Annotated in this window: 20 protein-coding genes and 1 riboswitch; of the genes, 5 read left to right on the top strand and 15 right to left on the bottom strand. The window is 34.5% G+C overall.

The genetic code is table 11. The features are described from left to right. Nucleotides 1-168: 168 nt before the first annotated feature. The 5 genes from C1Y58_RS18915 to C1Y58_RS18935 all read left to right on the top strand — a co-directional run bounded on the left by C1Y58_RS18915 (nt 169) and on the right by C1Y58_RS18935 (nt 5,742). Nucleotides 169-1,326, top strand: coding sequence for a tyrosine-type recombinase/integrase (locus C1Y58_RS18915; RefSeq protein WP_105617861.1), 1,158 nt, complete (start codon nt 169-171; stop codon nt 1,324-1,326). Nucleotides 1,327-1,598: 272 nt separating this feature from the next. Continuing rightward, nucleotides 1,599-2,315: a DUF5058 family protein gene (locus C1Y58_RS18920; RefSeq protein ID WP_105617863.1), complete on the top strand. Its 717-nt coding sequence runs from the start codon at nt 1,599-1,601 to the stop codon at nt 2,313-2,315. Nucleotides 2,316-2,327: 12 nt separating this feature from the next. After that, entirely contained in the window at nt 2,328-3,017 is a 690-nt protein-coding gene (locus tag C1Y58_RS18925) for a hypothetical protein (protein WP_105617864.1), read from the top strand. 27 nt (nt 3,018-3,044) lie between these two features. After that, a complete protein-coding gene (locus C1Y58_RS18930) occupies nt 3,045-4,388 on the top strand; it encodes a CapA family protein (RefSeq protein WP_105617866.1) in 1,344 nt (447 codons plus the stop codon). Between the two features lie 16 nt (nt 4,389-4,404). Then, a complete protein-coding gene (locus tag C1Y58_RS18935) occupies nt 4,405-5,742 on the top strand; it encodes a M20/M25/M40 family metallo-hydrolase (protein WP_105617867.1) in 1,338 nt (445 codons plus the stop codon). Nucleotides 5,743-5,759: 17 nt separating this feature from the next. On the opposite strand, the gene C1Y58_RS18940 is transcribed toward C1Y58_RS18935, so the two are convergent. The 15 genes from C1Y58_RS18940 to C1Y58_RS19005 all read right to left on the bottom strand — a co-directional run bounded on the left by C1Y58_RS18940 (nt 5,760) and on the right by C1Y58_RS19005 (nt 20,445). Then, nucleotides 5,760-6,683 (bottom strand): ABC transporter permease, encoded by a 924-nt coding sequence (locus C1Y58_RS18940; RefSeq protein ID WP_242985438.1) that lies wholly within the window; start codon nt 6,681-6,683, stop codon nt 5,760-5,762. Continuing rightward, on the bottom strand, nt 6,684-7,748 hold the full coding sequence (locus C1Y58_RS18945) for an ABC transporter permease (protein ID WP_105617869.1): 1,065 nt from the start codon (nt 7,746-7,748) through the stop codon (nt 6,684-6,686). It lies immediately after the preceding gene. Continuing rightward, nucleotides 7,742-9,268: an ABC transporter ATP-binding protein gene (locus C1Y58_RS18950; protein WP_105617870.1), complete on the bottom strand. Its 1,527-nt coding sequence runs from the start codon at nt 9,266-9,268 to the stop codon at nt 7,742-7,744. Before C1Y58_RS18950 ends, C1Y58_RS18945 begins: the two co-directional genes overlap by 7 nt. A gap of 16 nt (nt 9,269-9,284) precedes the next feature. Continuing rightward, nucleotides 9,285-10,355 (bottom strand): BMP family ABC transporter substrate-binding protein, encoded by a 1,071-nt coding sequence (locus C1Y58_RS18955; RefSeq protein ID WP_105617872.1) that lies wholly within the window; start codon nt 10,353-10,355, stop codon nt 9,285-9,287. A gap of 45 nt (nt 10,356-10,400) precedes the next feature. Further along, nucleotides 10,401-10,970 carry a xanthine phosphoribosyltransferase gene (locus C1Y58_RS18960; RefSeq protein WP_105617873.1) on the bottom strand — a complete coding sequence of 190 codons (570 nt, stop codon included), beginning with the start codon at nt 10,968-10,970 and terminating at the stop codon, nt 10,401-10,403. 228 nt (nt 10,971-11,198) lie between these two features. Continuing rightward, nucleotides 11,199-11,299, bottom strand: a riboswitch (purine riboswitch). A 107-nt stretch (nt 11,300-11,406) separates the two neighbouring features. Next, nucleotides 11,407-11,901, bottom strand: coding sequence for a GNAT family N-acetyltransferase (locus tag C1Y58_RS18965; RefSeq protein WP_105617875.1), 495 nt, complete (start codon nt 11,899-11,901; stop codon nt 11,407-11,409). Nucleotides 11,902-11,907: 6 nt separating this feature from the next. Further along, a complete protein-coding gene (locus C1Y58_RS18970; RefSeq protein ID WP_105617876.1) occupies nt 11,908-12,768 on the bottom strand; it encodes a transglutaminase-like domain-containing protein in 861 nt (286 codons plus the stop codon). Nucleotides 12,769-12,879: 111 nt separating this feature from the next. Beyond that, nucleotides 12,880-13,110 carry a DUF2164 domain-containing protein gene (locus C1Y58_RS18975; RefSeq protein ID WP_105617877.1) on the bottom strand — a complete coding sequence of 77 codons (231 nt, stop codon included), beginning with the start codon at nt 13,108-13,110 and terminating at the stop codon, nt 12,880-12,882. 35 nt (nt 13,111-13,145) lie between these two features. Then, nucleotides 13,146-13,922, bottom strand: coding sequence for a YdcF family protein (locus C1Y58_RS18980; RefSeq protein WP_170311635.1), 777 nt, complete (start codon nt 13,920-13,922; stop codon nt 13,146-13,148). A 77-nt stretch (nt 13,923-13,999) separates the two neighbouring features. Further along, on the bottom strand, nt 14,000-14,758 hold the full coding sequence (gene murI / locus C1Y58_RS18985) for a glutamate racemase (protein WP_105618171.1): 759 nt from the start codon (nt 14,756-14,758) through the stop codon (nt 14,000-14,002). A gap of 137 nt (nt 14,759-14,895) precedes the next feature. Next, nucleotides 14,896-15,066, bottom strand: coding sequence for a hypothetical protein (locus C1Y58_RS26550; protein WP_157950204.1), 171 nt, complete (start codon nt 15,064-15,066; stop codon nt 14,896-14,898). A 154-nt stretch (nt 15,067-15,220) separates the two neighbouring features. Continuing rightward, entirely contained in the window at nt 15,221-16,540 is a 1,320-nt protein-coding gene (locus C1Y58_RS18990) for an ABC transporter permease subunit (protein ID WP_105617880.1), read from the bottom strand. A gap of 1 nt (nt 16,541) precedes the next feature. Then, nucleotides 16,542-17,585, bottom strand: coding sequence for an ABC transporter permease subunit (locus tag C1Y58_RS18995; protein WP_105617882.1), 1,044 nt, complete (start codon nt 17,583-17,585; stop codon nt 16,542-16,544). Nucleotide 17,586: 1 nt separating this feature from the next. Further along, a complete protein-coding gene (locus C1Y58_RS19000; protein WP_334293842.1) occupies nt 17,587-19,158 on the bottom strand; it encodes a sugar ABC transporter ATP-binding protein in 1,572 nt (523 codons plus the stop codon). A 129-nt stretch (nt 19,159-19,287) separates the two neighbouring features. Next, on the bottom strand, nt 19,288-20,445 hold the full coding sequence (locus C1Y58_RS19005; protein ID WP_105617885.1) for a DUF3798 domain-containing protein: 1,158 nt from the start codon (nt 20,443-20,445) through the stop codon (nt 19,288-19,290). Nucleotides 20,446-20,640: the final 195 nt, after the last annotated feature.

Here is a 20,640-nt window from a genome sequence, read left to right on the forward strand (position 1 = left end):
ATTTTTATTATATTATTCCAATTATATTATTTGCGTTATTAATTTTATAATTTTATATAACTAATTGATATATATACACTATTATGCTATAATTAAGTATGAACGTTGGTACAATAAAGTTTAAGTTTTTTGTACCAAGTTATTTTCATCTAAGGAGATTATATAATTATGGATAATATTGAATTATATGATAAATTAAATAATATTAGTAATCTAAAACAAGATAATGATACAAATAATGGTATATATAGTAATTATAATTCACTTCATACTGATAACAGTATTTATGGTTTAAATAATTCAGTCAGTAGTTTTAAGGTATCTTCCACTAATAAATATGATGATAGTGATATTATATATAATAATTCAAATAACAATGATATTATATTAAATAATTCTATTTCTAATGATGATATGCTTATTGAGTTATTTTTACTTGAAAGAGCTGAATCTTCTAGAAAAGTATATTATAGGGTAATTGGTGAATTTAAAAAAAGTGTGAAAGAGACAAATAATGTAAATCACTTGAATGAAGTCACTATTGTTCATGTTTCAGAGTATAAACAACGATTATTGACTTATCGTAAAAAGGATGGTAAACCATTATCATTGGCTACAGTAAGTCAACGCTTGAATATTATAAGCGGTTTATTCACTTTCGCAAAAGATGTTGGTTATCTTCAATATAATCCAGTCAAAGCAATAAAAAAGCCTAAATATGATAATAGAAATGAGCATAAATTTTTAACAGAACAAGATACTACTCTGCTTCTTAAATCCCTTAAGCAAAGTAGCCAAGACTCCACTATTAGTGATAGAAACTTCCTCATTGGAGCCATTCTGTTGTATACCGGATTACGTATATCTGAACTATGTTCTTTGTCTTGGTGCGATTTTTATTTAGATCCTAGAAATAGAATAGGTATAAAAGTTAAGGGTAAAGGAAGCAAGTGGCGTAATATTAAAATTAGAAAAGAATTATGGTTTTATATTAGTATGTATAGAAGAAAATGTGGTAAAAGCGATGAGTTTGATATAGAAGACACCTCTCCCCTCTTCTATAACCGTTATGATGAAAGGTTATCTCAATGGGGTGTTAGAAAAATGTTATCAAAAGCTTGCGAACAAGTAGGACTTTCAAAGAAGGTAACGCCACACTGGTTCAGACATACCTCAGCCAGTATGGCACTCGCTAATGGAGCGGATATCAAGAAAGTAATGACTCAATTTGGGTGGTCATCACTGGTCACCCCTCAACGTTATCTACATGATATCAGTGGTTTTGATGACGCTGCTACTGATTATGTGAATGTTCAACTTGATTAATTCGCATTTAGCCTTTGAAGAATCCAATAGCATGCCAATTGCATAATTGAATATCTTAATTTTACTTCCAATTAATCATCACTAATTTTATTATTTAGTGATGATTTTCATTTTTCACCATAATATTCTAATATGCGTTTACACTAAATTCATATAATGTTAAAATAAATATGTAAATTTTTTATATTAAAAGTTGTAAATAGTAGATTTTCAGAATTTCTATTACTTGTTTCTGTAAATCGCTAGAAATCATTTAGAAGGGGGAATAATAAATGGGGGATTACTTAAATATTGCAAACAGTAATATCTTTTACATATGTGGTGCTATTATCTTATTAATCGTTGTTTTGCAATCCTATTTATTCATTAAGTTAGCCTTTAAAAAAGGCAAAGAACAAGGTTTAAGTAAAGAAAAAATGTTTAAAGCACTCCGAACAGGAGCCATATCAAGCGTTGTACCATCAATAGCGATCATTGTTGCTTTAATGACCATGGTTCCAGTATTAGGGGTTCCTATACCTTGGATGCGCCTTTCCGTTATCGGTTCTGCACCTTATGAATTGATGGCAGCTGGTATAGGTTCTAAATCTATGGGGATTGACCAACTAGGAGGACCTGGTTATACAAAAGAAGTCTTCGCTTCATCAATCTGGGTAATGTGCTTTGGCTCTATTTGGGCTGTTGGATTAATCATCTTATTTCTTAAAAGTATTAAAAAGCAATATTCAAAGACTGTTGATAAAGACCCTCAATGGAAAACCGTTTTGATAAATGCAGCCTTTTTAGGTGTATTTTGCATTTTTATTGCTGACCCCGTTACTACTGGTGGCCTTCCACTCTATACGCTACTATCCGGTGGCGTCATTATGACAATTCTAGCCCTGCTGATAGTAAAATTCAAAGTAACTTGGTTGAGAGAATTTGCACTCACTTTCAGTATGATTGGTGCAATGTTATGTTCCATTCTTTTTTCAAATTTAGGATTATAAGGAGTGAGTTAGATGTCTTTTATCAAAAAACGTACAAGTCACAATTATGATATTTATGAATCCAGAGGACATATAATAGGAAGAATCACATTACTTACAGGATTAATTTTTACTTTCTTACCACCATTATTTTTATGGCTGGTATATGGTATCATGCCACCATCAAAAGAATTAATCAATGGGATTATTAGTATTTCATCTGTTATGTTGCCTGTTTCAATAGTTGAGATATTAGCTTTTTCCCCTATGCTAGGTACGAATGCTATGTATATGTCTTATTTAACGGGTAATATAGCGAATATCAAACTTCCTAGTGCAGCTATTGCTTTGGAAGTTGCTGAAGTAAAACCCTCAACAGAAGAAGGGGATATTATCGCAACCATAGCCATTGGTGGGTCAGTTATAGCCAGTGAAATTGTTATACTTATCGGTATGCTTCTAATCGTTCCACTTTCAACGAAATTAAACAATCCAGTTATCCAACCTGTTTTTCAACAGATTTTACCAGCTTTATTTGGGTCAATTGGTGCCTACTACATCCTTAAAGAATGGAAATTAGCTATTGCTCCTTTAAGTGTGGCTATTTTACTAAATCTTGTAGGGGACTTACCAACAGCCGTAACCATACCTCTTTGTATACTTTCATCCATTTTAACTGCAAGATTGTTATATAAGAAAAAATTAATCAAAGTAACGGATTAGATTGCATCACGGAACAGGAGGATTTGAATGAGAATTAAACTGATACTTATTAAAGCTTTATTACATATCATTGGTTTTTTCAAAGGGAGTCGCTACAAATATTCTCAAGAATATGAAGATAATTTTTTATACATGGATCTGGGTGAAAAATTATGGTGGGCTTATAAAGCTGTCATTAAGCAGATTGAAAATGCTGAAAAGGGCAAAAATATTGAAAGTTATTTTGCTAATCAAAATTTAGATTTTAGTCCTAATGATTCATTCAAGGTAGATCAACAAGTGACTTTAACAGCAGGTGGTGACTTAAATTGCTCAGATATTATATACCCAGAAAGTACCGAACACCTTTGGGATGATATTGAAGACTTCTATTTTTCTGGAGATATCGTCTGCGCTAACTTAGAATCGCCACTTGACCCCTCAAAACCTTTAGGCGTCGTCCCAAGTATGTGCCTAACAGCTCCCAATCTCAACACCAGTCCAGAAATGTTTGAGCGCTATGCCCGGGATGGAAAAGGGATTAATTTCTTCTCGACTGCTAATAATCACAGCTTAGACCAAGGTGAATCAAGCCTTATTGCTACACTGGACTTTCTTGATTCCAAGGGTTATCCCCATGTTGGTACATCAAGAACCCCAGAAGAGCAAAAAGATATTCCCATCATTGAACAAGGTGGCATTCGTATTGCGTTTCTTTCCTACACTTATTGTTTAAACGGATTCGAACCCATTCCTGGTAAAGAATACATGACAAACGTTATTAGGTTGAATAAACCGGATACAGATATCTCTCTCATTAAAGAGCATATTAAAATTGCACATGAGAAAAAGGCTGATATTATTGTAGCCATGCTTCATTGGAGTATTGAGTTTGAAACCTATCCTATTGAAAACATTATAAACATGGGTCACCGCATTATGGAATGTGGTGTAGATATTATTTTAGGTGGACATCCCCATGTATTACAGCCTATGGAGAAATATAGCTTTGTGGACCCCTACTCCAAGCATAAGAAAGAAGGTTTTATCATTTATTCTTTAGGAGAGTTAGTGTCTTACAATGCCTTTAGTAAAAATTCTAGATTAACAGCCATCCTTAAACTTCAAATTTCCAAAGGGATGCAAAATGATGCTAGTATTACTAAAATTACAAATCTAAAGATATTACCAACCTATACATGGGCTCGTCCTTTTATAGCTGGTAAGTCTGATTATCGCTTACTTAACTTTAGATCCATGATGAAACAATTAGAAATGGGTGAAAATCCTCACGGTTTTACTAACAAAGAAATTAAAGAATTGGAACGTTTAGAAGCATTACTGTATAATAAATTCTTACCCCAAAATGCTGATTCAATAATATCTGACTAGAAAGGAGATATTTAGAATGACTAACTATAGCAAAGACGTGTTCATTTACAAAAACCCAGCCAAGCTTTTACAGAATCTTATTCGTTTTAATACCACAAATCCTCCTGGGAATGAAACAGAGAGCATCATGTATATAATGGATCTACTTGAAAAAGCGCATATTGAAGTGAAAACCTTCGGAAGAAAAACTGAACGCCAAAACCTTTATGCAAGAATAAAGGGTAATGGTTCAGCCCCTCCCTTTCTCATGTACGGTCATATTGATGTGGTAACTACCGAAAATCAGAACTGGCAGGTCCCACCTTTTGAAGGGAGAATTAAGGATGGTTGTGTTTGGGGACGTGGTGCTTTAGATATGAAAGGCGCCCTGGCTATGATGATAGCTGCATTTCTTCGTATAAAAGTTGAAGCATTAACACCATCTGGTGATATTATATTATGTATTGTTACAGATGAAGAAGATGAAGGTTATTATGGGGCAAGATACATGGTAGAAGAACACCCTGAACTGTTTGAAGATGTTCAATTTGCTATTGGCGAAATTGGCGGCTTTACACTTCACATGGATCATAAAAGGTTTTATCCTATTATGATTTCAGAGAAGCAAAAATGTGCTTTAAAAACTATTATAAAAGGTCCAGGTGGTCACGGTTCAATGCCCATACGAGATGGTGCTATGGCAAAGCTTGCTTACGTACTTGAACGCCTGAATACCAAACGACTACCTGTACATATTACACCACCTGTTAAACAGATGATTGAAGCCCTCTCATCAAATATGTCATTTCCAGCAAATAAAGTCCTAAGGCAATTATTAAATACTGGAATGAGCAATAAGGTCTTAAATCTTTTAGGTTCAAATGGCTATTTATTTGATCCTCTACTACATAATACGGTTAATGCCACTATCGTCAAGGGTGGTAACAAAATTAATGTAATCCCTAGTGAAATTACTTTAGAATTTGATGGGCGTTTATTACCAGGTTATAAACCCGACGATTTAGTAAGTGAATTAAACGCACTCCTGGGTTCAGAACATGAATTTGAAGTGACTTTTTATTATCCTGGACCTGATTCTGTTAACATGGATCTATTTAATACCCTATCAAGTGTACTTTGTGATTTTGATTCTGAAGCAATTCCCATACCCTTTGTAGGATGCGGTGTTACCGACGCCCGTTATTTTTCGAAACTTGGTATCCAAACTTATGGCTTTACCCCAATGATATTGCCAGAAGAGATTAACTTCTCAAAACTTATACACAGTGCTGATGAGCGTATACCTGTTGAAGCCATGGAATTTGGTTCAGAAACTATTTATGAATTATTAAAAAGGCTGTCTCTATTTGATTAGAGACAGCCTTCCATAATCTATCGCTCTTCTCGAAAATAAGCATTACCAAGATTAGCTGGTGGTGATTGTTTACTGGAATTTCGCATAGAGCTGACTACCAGTATAATGATAGTGGCTAAATAGGGTAAGGCATCTAAAAGGCTTTGTGAGATATTCAAATGTTGAATTCTAAAACCTAGTATATTTAGACCACCAAAAACAAATGCTGCAAGAATTGCTTTATAGGGGTTCCATCCACTAAAAATTACAAGTGCAATGGCAATCCATCCCCTCCCTGCTGTTATACCTTCAGTCCATTGAGGCACGTCTACTATAGATAAGTAGGCACCACCAAGCCCACATAACGCTCCTCCCAATAGGACATGAACATATTTATACAAATCAACATGAATCCCTACAGTATCTGCAACACTAGGATTTTCTCCGATTGATCGAAGATTGAGACCAAATCTCGTTCTATAAAGATAAAATCCTAAGATTAATGTTATCACATAACCCATGTAGATAAATACATCTTGACTAAATAATATGGGACCTACTACAGGAATCTCACTTAATAAAGGAATCTTTATAGGTGTAAAGAAAGTGATAATCCTATCAGGCATTTTCTCCCCAATAAAACTCTGGCCTAAAAAGCTTGACAATCCAGTACCAAAAATCGTTAAAGTTAGACCTGTAACAACTTGATTTGTTTTTAATGTAATGGTTAAAAAACCATAAATCAATGCACCTAAAGCTCCTACTAAAGCTGCTGCTAATAAAGCTATTAAAGGATTACTCGTATAAAAACCAGCTCCAAATCCAGCAACAGCCCCCATAAGCATCATACCTTCAACACCAAGGTTGAGATGACCTGAACGTTCCGTCATAATCTCACCTAAGGTAGCAAAGAGTAATGGCATTCCAGCTACAACAGCAGCTGTAAAAAAGGATATATCCACTTAATACACCTCCTTTTTAGCTTTTCTTCTCTCAATACGATAACGAATGAATAGTTCACTACCTAAAACAAAGAAGAGAATCATACTCTGAAGTATTTCAGCGGCTGATTGAGGAATCATAAAAGAGATCTGTATAAAAGAACTTCCTTTAGTAAGAGCTGCAAAAAGAACGCAAACTGGAATGATCACAGCTGAGTTTAAACCTGATAACCATGTTGTTATGATAGCCGTATAACCGTATCCAGAAGTGATATCAACAGAAAGTGTTCCATCTACTCCTGATGCCTGAATCATGCCAACAATACCGCATAATCCTCCACTGATAAACAATGCTTTAAGTATGATTTGTTTGACATTGATGCCACCATATCTTGCAGTGTCTTGACTTTCACCTACTACCGATACCTCGTAACCCATCTTCGTATGATGTATAAATAAATAAACGATAATAACAAGAGCGATAGCAATAATCCATCCTATGTGTATACCAAAGACTTCTGGTAGTAAAGCATTATCAGTGAAATCGGCTATCTTTGGAAATCCCATTGAATCTGGATCTTTCCAAGGACCATATTGAAGATAAGTAACCCATTTTATAGCAATATAATTAAGCATCAACGTTATAATAGTCTCATTCGTACCAAATCGAACTTTTAAGTAAGCCGGAATAAGTGCCCATAATCCTCCACCAATAATCCCTCCAAAGAACATGATTAATAGCAATAATGGTTTTGGAAGATGATTGAAGGAAAGAGCAAAGTAACTGGCCAAAAAAGCTCCCATGCAAATCTGTCCTTCAGCACCAATATTCCAAAACTTCATCTTAAAAGCAATCAATATTCCTAGGGAGGTAATAATCAAAGGTATAGCTATGGTAATAGTATCCTGAATTCTATACCAACTGCCAAAAGCTCCATCAATAAGAGCAATATAAACCTCTAATGGGTTATGACCCAGCAAGAGTATAAAACATGCGGATATAATGAGTGCAAGAAAAACTGCAGAGGCTCTGATGATAAAAGCCCTTTTAGTATTCATATCACTTCTTTTGACTAGCTTTAACATGGTGAATCCTCTCTTTCTGTCTTCTTACCTGCCATCATTAAACCTATTTCTTCTTTCGTCGCTTCATCTGCTGAAACGATACCAGTTATTTCTCCATCACATAAGACCATGATGCGATCACATAATTCTAAAAGAACATCAATATCTTCACCAATGTACAACACACCTACACCTTTAGATTTTTGATGGTTGAGCAAGTCATATATTAAATGAGAAGATCCAACATCTAAACCTCTTGTAGCATAAGCAGTTACTAAAAAATGTGGATTGGATTTAATTTCTCTTCCAAGAAGCACTTTTTGTATGTTCCCTCCTGATAACTGACGTATAGGAGTGTGTATATTAGGGGTTTTGATAGCTAATTCTTCAACCATCTTTTCGCACTGGTGAGCAGATGGTTTTCTCGTTATAAAGAGTCCTTGTTGTTTATAATAATTCTTCAGAAGATAGTTATCCACCATATCCATAGATGCTACTAGACCCATTCCCAGTCTATCCTCAGGGATAAAACTCATACTAATCCCCTTATCATTAATTTGACGAGGTGATAAGCCTACAATATTAACACCATTATAAAGAATTTGACCTGTTGATACAGGATATAGCCCAGCTATTGTTTCGCATAGCTCTTTTTGTCCACTACCAGCAACACCAGCCACACCTAATATTTCTCCACCACATAGATCAAAGGTAATTTCTTTTAGTACACTTACTCCATCTACATCTTTAGCTGAAAGATTCATGATTTCTAGTTTCTCGCTAGTAGGAGATTTTTCTCCTCTGAGAATTTCTAAATCCACAGATTCTCCCACCATCAAATCTGTTAATGCTTTTGGTGTCGTCTCAGATGTTTTAACTGTACCTACATTTTTACCTTTTCTAAGTACAGTTACTCGATCACTTATAGCCATTACTTCGTTTAGCTTATGCGTGATTATGATAACGGCACAACCTTTTTCTTTCATTTTATGAATGATATGAAAAAGCATCTCTGTTTCTTGTGGCGTTAATACTGCTGTCGGTTCATCAAGAATCAGAATATCTGCCCCTCCATATAACACTTTGATAATTTCAACTGTTTGCTTTTCACTTATGGACATGTCTTTAATACGTTTATTAGGATCAATTTGCAAACCATATTTCTTTGAAATATCAGCTATTTCTTTTTCTATTTTTCTTTGATTAACAAATAGTTGCCGACCTTTACCCAAGGAAATATTCTCTGCAGCACTCATCACTTCGATTAATTTATAGTGCTGATGAATCATACCTATTTTGTTTCTAATGGCATCTTTTGGTGAATTGAGATAAACCTCTTTTTCGTGTATAAAAATAGAACCGCTATCAGGAGCATAAAGCCCTGATAGCATGTTCATCAATGTGCTTTTTCCAGCACCATTTTCACCAAGTAATGCATGTACTTCTCCTACTTTAATGTCCAGATCTACGTCTGTATTAGCTACTACAGAACCAAATGACTTAGAGATTTTTTTCATTTCTACTGCAATCGTTGGCATCATCTATTTAACCTCTCAATTATTCAACTTTCCCAATTACACCTTCAACAAACCAATTCATACCTAGTAATTCTTCGTCAGTTAAAGTTACTCCTTCTTCAACTCTTAATTCGCCGCTATTGTCTTTCAATGGTCCTTCAAAAATCGTAAGAGAACCATCTTTAATACTCTCTGTTGCTTCTGTTATTATATCTTTTGCTTCAGTTGGAGCTAATTCTGTAAGTTCAGCTAGTTCTACTACGCCTTCATTCATACCACCCCAATAAGCATGTGATTCAAAAGTTCCTTCTTGTACTGCTTTTACTTGTTCCACATAATATGGGCCCCAGTTCCAAACAGGCGCTGTCATGTAAGCTTCTGGTGCCATAGCACTCATGTCAGTGTTATAACCAATTGAAAAAGCACCTCTTTCTTCTGCAGCTTGTTGAGGACCAGCAGTATCTTGATGCTGCGCAATAACATCTGAACCATTGTCTAATAAGGCTACTGCGGCTTCTTTTTCACTAGCTGGATCATACCAAGTTGACGTCCAGACAACTTCTACTTCTGCTTCAGGATTAACTGACTGTACACCTAAAGTAAAAGCATTTATACCACGAATAACTTCAGGAATTGGAAAAGCTGCTACATAACCAATTTTATTTGTCTCAGTTTTTAAACCAGCTACCTTACCAGATAAATATCTAGGTTCATACATTCTTCCAAAATAGTTTGCCATATTTTCTGCTGACTCATAACCTGAACAATGGAAGAACGTTACCTCTGGATATTCTGTAGCCATATCCTTGACATAATTCATATAACCGAAACTAGTAGCAAAAATAATACTTGCACCTTGATCAACCATATCTTTAATAACTTGTTCAACCTCTTGATTCTCAGGAACAGATTCTACGTAAATGGTTTTGACACCTAACTCTTGCTCTAAATACTGGCGACCTTGATCATGAGCGTATGACCAGCCACCATCACCAATTGGACCAACATATATAAAACCTACAGTCGTTTCTTCCGCTTGCCCTGTTGTATTACAACCTACAAGACTTACGAGTAATGTTAATGTTAGAATAATGCAAATAAATTTCTTCATTCTTAATGTACCCTCCTAGATTTTCTATAAAAAATATTATTAATATTACTTAAATCTTATTTGCTTTTCTTCAAATGATTGAAGTATTGCTAGAGATTCCAGTTGAATGTTCTTAGCACGTATAAGATTACCACCTTGCTGAAATCCTTTTTCAATGACTATACCAATTCCCTCTACAACTGCTTTAGATTGATTTACAAGATCGATTAAGCCTAAAGCAGCTTGTCCATTAGCTAAGAAATCATCAAGTATCAGAACATGATCTTCTTCATTTAAATAACGTTTGGATATTTTAATACTGTATGTAATACCTTTCGTGAATGAATGAACTTGACTTTCATAAGTGTCATTATCTAAATTTCTTGATTCTGTTTTCTTAGCAAATACAACAGGAACATTAAAATATTGAGCTGCTAAGGTAGCGATGGCAATGCCAGAAGCCTCAATTGTAATAATTTTCGTAATTTTCTTATTATTAAACCTGTTTTTAAATTCTTTTCCTATCTCTTTTAGCAACTCTACATCAATTTGATGATTAAGGAAGGAATCTACCTTTAAAATATCTTCCCCAACTACCCGACCCTCTTCAAGGATCTTATCCTTTAATAATTTCACCGCTGATCCCTCTCCCTATCTCTTCATGAAAGAACCCGATTTAATATGTAATCCTACACACAAAACAAAAGCAGTTACGTTACAACCTTTCTTTTGGTTGTTAAAATAAAAAAATCCTGCCACCGGCAGGATTCTATCGCAAATTAGATGAAAGTGAGAACATCACACTTCTATTTAAATCAGTAAAGCAAAATACATCTCTTAGCGTACTTCACTATGCCAATCTCCATTCAACGAAATATCCCCCGTAGCCTGTAACTGTTTATGGCAGTTTGTAGAAACATCGGACCCTATTACCGATTTATACGAGAATATCATTATTTTATTAACTTTTAGTTAATTCTTGTTCATTTATAGATTGTATTGTAATATATCTCTTTATAAAAAGCAAGCACTTTTTCAATTTATATGCAATAATTTTGTTGGAAATCCATGACTAAGAAGATTTTTTCTCAAAAAAACCAAGTTGCTTATAAAGATTTACAGCTCCCCAATTTTTGTCATAAACATCTATAGTAACTTCTCGATATGTGGTTTCTATTAAGTCATTCAAGCAACAACCTAATAGATCCCTCCCAATACCATTACGACGATATTCTTTAAATACGACTAACGAATATATATGAAATAAGCGATTATCTTCATGATCATTTAACCCAACTAACACTCCTACGGATTGATCAATATCCAAAGCCTCATAAATTCGAATACTCTTCTTATCTCCCAGATGTCCTGATAGAATACGGGAAATAAATTTATCAGGCGAATTGTTCATCATTACTGGGTCATCACTATCAACTCTTCCTCGATCTAGTCGATCAAATAGAAATTGATAAAGATTATCTGGTTGTTTATCATGATTGATTATTATGTAACTACTGTTAACTGCAATTTTCTCATCACTTATGGTTCTAAATAGTTTCAATCTCATGGTAGCTCACACATTCCAGAAACAAAGTTCGTTATTAGTGTAATTCACCCTTTTCATTCTTTTCTTATGCACCTTAAATAAGTCCTTCAATCTATCATTATTCATTTCATTCACGATTATTTGTCGATGTTTTATATTTTGCCTAGTAAATCGGTTACCATCAAAATCTTTTGCTATTAAACGAATGAGATGATTATTAGTGATATTTTCACACCCATACCCTGTTGTTTGATAGGTTTCAAATTGAAAGAGGTTTTTTGCCATATAGGTCTTGTATTCATCATGATCAAGAGGTGCACCATTTTCATTTAAATCTGCATTAACAATGATCAGATCATCATTCATAACCGCTTTTCGAAACTCCATTAAAGACATTGGTATTTTATTCTGATTCAATACATAACCATTAAAAGATGGATCCACCATCACCCATTTATTTAGATCATCAATGTACACATGAACAACAACATGACAATCACCATCTTTATAATTAAAAGGTAAACATCTTACAAACCTGGCTTTAAAGCCTATTGCTAAAAGAAATTCTGCCATCATTACTGATAGCAACCAACAGTTCGTACCATTTTTGACTCCCAATTCAGCTATCGTTCTTGCATTTTTTCTATTAGGAATATCCATAGTACTTCCATCCCAGATAAAGGTATCACTGACCCACTTAAGCATATTCTTAACTTGCTCCCATTGATTGCCTTCAGCAATTACTGAAAGTAAATTAAACTCGTCAATTAACGTTCGTAAATTACCATCGTAAACGTATTCAAACTCCAAGTCACAATCATCATGGTCAAATTTACTATAGCACTTCAATAAGTGTCTATATTTATCTTTAGCATTCAAATAAGACAACACTCGCTCCCCCTAACAATGGTTTGTAGTTGTTCAATCATTAACAACATTTTACACCATATATTAACAATTGTCTACCGAACAGGGGGTTAAGACTTTCTAATAACATAATTATTTATATAAACTATAAAAATCTGATTCCATGTTCTCCATTTGATGGCTAAACCATGTCTTAGCATCATCTAACCCTTTATTATAGATTTTATCACCTAATTCTTCTAAAAAGAAATCAAGAACAGTACTAGCTGCTATTATGCCTATTTCTTCGTCTCTTTCTTCATCAAAAAATTGAATAATATCTTCCATTAATTTATCCTTTTGCTCTTTTGTTAACTGTAACATAACTTTCTCCTCCTGAGTTAAATATTATCTACGTTTCATGCTATTAAACTTAATTTCAGCCAATCTTTAATGACTACAAAATACTCTCTTAGCATATAGTTAACCCTAATCATGGCTGGACTATGGCTTGGTGCTGTAACCACATCTAAACCAATTTTCTTAGAGATATAAGATGCTCTATAGGTATGATAATCACTAGTTACTATAATAATTGATTTATCAATCAGTTTAGCATCTAAAATTTCTTTTGAGAATAAAAGATTCTCATAAGTTGATGTTGATAATTCCTCAACTAAGATATGCGTTGGATCTACACCTTCATTGATAAGATAACTTTTCATTGCATGAGCTTCTGTTACCTTTTCATCAGGACCTTGTCCACCTGAAACAAGAACTTCTAATTCTGGATTGTTGTCAATGAGTTCAAGGGCTTTATCCAATCTAGATTTTAATCGATTAGTAACCTGATCTCCATTCAAACCGGCTCCTAGAACTACAATGATATCATGCTCAGTTGCGTCTACTTGGGAATGCATATTACTAATGATAAGACTTTCTACTATTATAAAACTTAACGCAAATATTATAATTAAGCTTAGATATACACTTCTTATCAATCTTAAAACCTTAGAATCACATCTCTTAATCCAGTAATCTAGAACGTATTTCATTATGTAAAGAAGGTTTAAAAATGTAAAAAAGATAACACCAAATGTTGGTCCTAAAATAACAAACATGAAAAGGTTAAGGACACTTAATAGACTAATTAAACCCCTAGATAAAGAGTCTTTACTCTTTCTTATTTTTAACAAAAATCCTTTCCTCACCTTCATCTATATTCTAATCTCTTTTATGTAGGTGAATACATCCACCTTCAATCATAGTACTTTTAATCTTCTAATATTTGAAGATAACGCCTTAATACATCACCTTTTTCATCCAATATACCATCGTAAAAAAACTTCACACTACCTTTATTCTCAATGTCTGTATACTTATCCTTCACTAAGTTAAATAAATGTTTGGTGGTTCCCTGATTACCATCAATAATCTTCATATGCTCAGGCACTATCTTTCGTATAGCCTGCTTAAAGTAAATGAAATGAGTGCAACCAAGAACCATGTACTCATACTCATTGAAGTTAATATTTTTAAAGATCTCTTCTAAATAACCCAACACTTCAGAAGTATGAATTTGCCCCTTCTCAGCAAATTCAACCAATCTTGGAGCTGGTATCCCTGTGATTCTCTCATTAGCTCCCATTGATGAGACCAATTCTTTAAACTTAGCCTGCTTTAACGTCAATTCAGTTGCTAGTACAAGAACTTTCTTGGTATTGCCCTCTCTTATGGCAGGCTTAATAGCAGGTTCCATTCCAATAATCGGAATATTATATTTATTCCTTAAATCCCTAACTGCAATACTTGTTGCAGTATTACAAGCTATTACAAGAGCTTCAATGTCCCTCGCCATAAGAAAACTTACCACATCATCAACATAACCTTTAACTTGCTCTGATGATTTTGTACCATAGGGTACATTTAATGTGTCTGCATAATATATAAAGTCCGCCATGGGTAATTTTTCAATAGCTTGTTTTAATACCGTTATACCGCCAATTCCTGAATCAAAAATTCCAATCTTCATCTTTACCACCATTCATTTTACCACCATAGCATTAACGAGCTATGGTTATCATATTGCTAAAAAAAACTAAAATAATTCCATACTTAACTATAGATTATATCATATAATTGGCAGTAAAATCAAAAATGTATCTAAAATTATTCCTCTAAGAACTTTCTGAATGTAGCTTGTTTCTCATCCTCAAAATTTTCTAGACACTCATATCCTTTTTGTTGCATGTCTGTCATATGCAGATTTTTTTCATTAATCGTATCATAGGTAAATGATGTATAGTGAACCCGCTCTATTTTATCCATAATATTTTTCATACAGCACCTCTTTCTATAAATTCTAATCATTTATAATATGTGCAAAAAAATAACTAAATACACCTTAGAATAGATATAGAATAGAAAAAGCATTACGTGAAAGACGGGTGTCTAATAACGAAATGCTTTTCTTCTGAGATAAGAGAGCTCTATATTAAATATTCTGTAACTTTCTCTTCTTCCATGCATGTAATCCTAATGAAAGCCCAATAACAAAGTAAACGACAAACGCTCTAAAGAACTCACCAATTTGAGCATCACCAAATAAAGTTTTGCCAGCAGTTGGTGATACAATAAATACAGATTGGAACAAGATAACACCAAGGATAGCATGCTTAATATTAGCTTTACTTACAGACGCTCCTCCAATTAATATTGCTGCTACAGAAAACATACCTACCTGCCTATGGCTACCATAAGTATTCATGGTACCTATGTTTTGAAGGAGAATTATTTGCCCCCAGGCAGCTAGTACCGTTGATATAATAACAGCAATAATACGTGTTCGATTGACATTGATTCCTGCCACTTTACCAATGTGTTGACTTTGTCCAATGGTCCTAAAATCTTGCCCAAGCTTAGTCTTCAAAATCCATACCGTAAAGAGACATAATAAAGCGATAATTAACCATGTTACTACTGGTATTTTTAAACCACCAATTTGACTTACGCTTCCAAGATTTAAAAACATCATAGCTAGTGAACCAATAATAACAACTATAGCAATAACAATATTAAAAGCGAATCTTGTATTATTAGCCTCACGACCGTACCCTTTTTTTCTCACCATTCTATAGATATTTAATAGGATTAAAGCTACTGCAAATATAATTAGTATAAGTGACAAATCAAATCTAATAATGCCATCAATAGCATACTTAATACCGTCATTTGCACCATCCATCACACCATCGCCATTTAAGGCAATTGTATTACGAAGTCCAATACCGTCAGGTTTAATCATAACCGAATCCTTCATCGGGATGACATTTCCGGCTAAGAATAGGAAGATGAACTGATAGATTCCATTTGCAAAGTAACCTAAGATAAGACCAGCAATCATCTCTTGCCCTTTTGTATTATTGTAGAGCTTACCTGTTAGATAACCAAACAAGATTGCAATTGGAGTTGCTACAACAACACAAAGAGCAAAACCTGGTATACCTGAAATTCCCCAGTACGTTACAGCAATTAACGCCATTTGCCCTGCCATTGCTCCAACAACAATACCGAAATTCAAACCAATACCTGCTATAATTGGTATAATAAGAGACAATACAAGGAAGAGATTTCTTGTTATACGAGTTATTAATTCATTTGCGATAAATGTAACAGATAACTCAGACAGCATTATACCCGCTATGGCTAACATCACAAATATAATGGTTACAATATTTTGAATCACTATTTTTTGAAGCTTTCCCCATCTTGAATTATTAATATCTTTGTTAATTTCAAATTTCACCTCTGCCATATCAATTACCTCCATCCACTTTGGTTAGCGCGTATAGAATAATACCATTTTGAACGACCATCCGAATAATTTCAGATAAGTTCCCTTCTGGAAAAATTACATTGGCAACAGGTAACGCAGATGTTAATAATCCTTGGAATAGAAGCACACCGATAATAGCATGGGATATCTTTGCCCGCTTTGCTGTGGCACCTCCAATTAAAACAGCAGCAACGGCTGGAAAAGCCATCATGAGTGGTGCTGTATATAATTGAACAAATCCATAACTCTGAGAAAATACGATAATCCCTATTGCCCCAAGTACTGTAGAAACAATACTCGCCACTATTCTACCACGATCAATATTAATACCAGAGGATTCCGCATATTTTGGGTTTTTCCCTGCCGCAAGTATTAATGTACCCATCTTACTTTTAGTAAATAGAAAAACAACAAAACACGTTACCAAAAAGAAAAGTATTAATCCTGTTGGTATTTCAACACCTCCTATAGAAAATGCTAAGAAATTATCAAGAATTTGACCAAAAGTGTTCTCGAGGGTAAATGTCAATCTCAACCCCTTACCAGCAATAGGCCACAGCATTGTTCCCTCTGTAAAAGGCAACACAACCCAACCAATGCACATGAGCGAAACAACTGAGAATCCGATATAGGTTGCAATGGTCATCTCTGCACCTTTTACCGCATTAAGCAACTTACCATATAAAACACCTGATATAATAGCAATGGGTAAAGATATCAGAATGGCCATAACAAAACACAAAAGCCCTATAAAACCTAATTCGATACTAATAATAATTCCTAATAGACCACATATAATACCTATAGCCAAAGCAAAGTTGGGACCTGTCCCGGCCTGAATGGATGGTACCATTGCCAACACTAAAATACCAAACATACCAAATCGTTGTAATATATCACCGAACAAAAGACCCATGGGTAATTGAATTACAAACCCCATAATAAGTACGAATATGAATAAACTCGTAATGATTAACCGAGGTATACCTATTTTTTTGATTGCTGTTTTTGCGTATGCACTCATGTTATGCCCCCTCCTTTTCAGCTTGATTTATACGTCCTGCCATCAATAAACCAAACTCCTTATCTGAAGCATCAGGTTCAAGAACACCAGCTATTTTCCCTTCACTAATAATGGCTATTCTATCTGCAACGCTTCTTAACTCTGCTAACTCAGAGGAAGTCATAATAATGGTCATATTACGCTTTTTATTCAAATCAACTAGTAAATCTAAAACTAGTTTTTTTGCTCCTATATCGATCCCTCTAGTTGGTTCCGATATGAGAAGAATATCCGGTTCTAGTGTCAAAGCCCTCGCTATACATACCTTTTGCTGGTTACCACCACTTAAACTACCAGCGTACTGTCTAGGCCCCGTACATCTAATATCTAAATCCTCAATCATTTCAAGTGCATGTCTTCTTATCGCACCGCTTTTTTGAAGTTTAAATAAGCCAAAATTATATAGAAATTTGTCTTGAATATTTAGAGCAGTTATTACCATATTCATTTCAATGGAATCATCCAAAATTAACCCTACACCCTTTCTATCTTCTGACACAAATGATATTCCACTGTTTAACATGCTCTTTGTATCTCTAGCTGTAATTAATTTCTCGTTAAGGACAACTTCACCAGTAGATGGATACATCCCCATAAGCCCATTGGCAATACCAAGTTTACCTTGACCAGCTAATCCACCTATCCCTAAAATTTCTCCTTTTCTTACTTGGAGATCTATTCCTTTTACTTTTTCACCAGGCATGTCTACTGTATAGCCTTTAATGTCTAATATAATTTCATCCTTATCACTAAGGCTGGTTTCCTTTTTCGATAATGCTATCTTTCTACCTACCATCCATTCAGCAAGTTCTTCTACAGATGTCTCTTTAGAGGTTTTACAAGTAACCAATTCACCGTCTCTCAAAACAGTAATATAATCGGATATTTCGATGACTTCATCAAGGCGATGACTAATGAATAAAATAGCAATTCCTTTAGAAGCTAATCTTTTAATAGCTTCTAGTAAATTCTCTGCCTCTGATTCAGTTAATACAGCCGTTGGCTCATCAAAAACCAATAAGCGGATATTCTCTTTATCGATCTCCCTAGCGATTTCTATAAACTGCATATGCCCTACAGGTAGTCCTTCTACCCTTACCCATTCATCGATGTCCATTGCTAATGTATCTAAAGCATTTCTAGCATCATGACCCATGTTTTCAAAATCAACAGTATTAAGTTTTTTACCAAATACAGCACTAGCAGGGTTAGCTTTTGTAATTTCGCGGTTGAGTTTAATATTTTCTGTTACAGAAAAATCGGGTATGAGCATGAATTCTTGATGAACCATACCGATCCCTAATTCCATTGCTTCTTTTGGTGATTTTATAGAAATATTCTTACCTCCAAATTTAACCGTACCATCAAATCCACCAGTGGAATGTATGACGTCCATTCCAAATAGTATATTCATCAATGTCGACTTCCCTGCTCCGTTTTCCCCAACTAAACTATGGATTTCTCCTGGTCCTAAGATGAGTTCAACATCTTTAAGCACTGCATTTCCATAGTACTCTTTTGTAATGCCTCTCATCTCAAGTAAATAGTCATTGTACACGTTTTTTCCCCCTCCAATTAGATGAAGTATTTTCATTCTAACTTAGCCAATAAGAATAGAAGAGGTTGCTAAGCAAAACCTAGCAACCTACTTAGCATTCACATCTTAGAAATCATAGAAATCACATAATACCATGAGGTAATTATCGAATTCTTTATCGTTTTCAACCAATGGGACAACATTTAATTTAATTTCATCTGTTTTAGTAACACTTTCAACATATACATTGAAAGATTTTATTACTTCTTCAACATTAAGTTTTTCTTCAAATTCACCATTAATCCATTTCACTGCATAATCAGCACCAGCTTCAACGTACATCATATTAACGGGAACTGGCCATGTAGAAGCTCTGCCTGAAATACCAGCTTCAGCATATATATTACTGATTTCATTTAAGATGTAAGGAATATCCCCCTCATGACCTTCTACTGTAATTTCCAATGCATTTGGGAATCCATGATATGGAGATGGACAACAGGGTTGAGGATAAATTGCACCTTCATCAAAAGAAGCTTTTATTAATGGTGTTTGCATTGCACAGTTTGTTGAGAAGAAGGCAGTATTTTTCCCATATTGCTCTATCATCTTAGGTACATCTTCCAAAATAAATTGTTGTGCACCAGCTGTACCTGCATCACCCGTTGGGTCTGGAGCAGTTGCGTCAACAAATTCAATACCTAATTCATCGCATTTTTCTTTCATTAAATCTCTACGGGCTGCTAATAACGCATAAGACATATGTCTTGGGAATGAATAGTGTACAAACACTTCTGCTCCAAGCTTTTTAGCTTGTTCTGGGACTGCAGTTCCCATACCGATTTCATCCATTTGGAAGCAGATATCTGCTCTTTCAGAGATCATGTTTGGATCTTCACCAGAAGTACCAACAATGATTAATAAATCATCACCACGAAGCTCTTTTACTTTATCAATTGCTGCTGATGTACCTGGTATACCTTGACAAATAACAAGTGCTTTAACATCTGGATCAGAAGCTACACCAGTGATGTTGGAGATAACAGTTTCTTGCTCATCCATAAAGTTATCTGGATAAGTTTGTAAGATAACATGCTCTTCACCATACTTAGCTAAAACAGCTTCAGCAGCCCTGTATTCTTCTTCGTTTTGAGTAACAGTACCTGTGATAACACCAATTTTCCAATTGTCTTCACCACTTGAAGTCTCTGTAGAATTACAAGCCATAAGCATTGTAGTCAGCATGATCAACACGATCATTAATGATAGCCCTTTTTTTAACATACGAACCCTCCTATTTTTATATGTTTGCAAAGCAATTTTCTATTTCTTTATTAACCCCTTTAGTCAAACTCTTAATTGATTAAGAATCTCACTTTGCCTTTATAGTAACCTCATAGTCTATGAGATTATTATCAACTTGTTATTTTATGTAATTTTTAATACATTATACCATATCATCTTTATTATTACAACTTT

This window comes from Vallitalea okinawensis (assembly GCF_002964605.1).
Lineage (GTDB): Bacteria > Bacillota > Clostridia > Lachnospirales > PQDH01 > Vallitalea_A > Vallitalea_A okinawensis.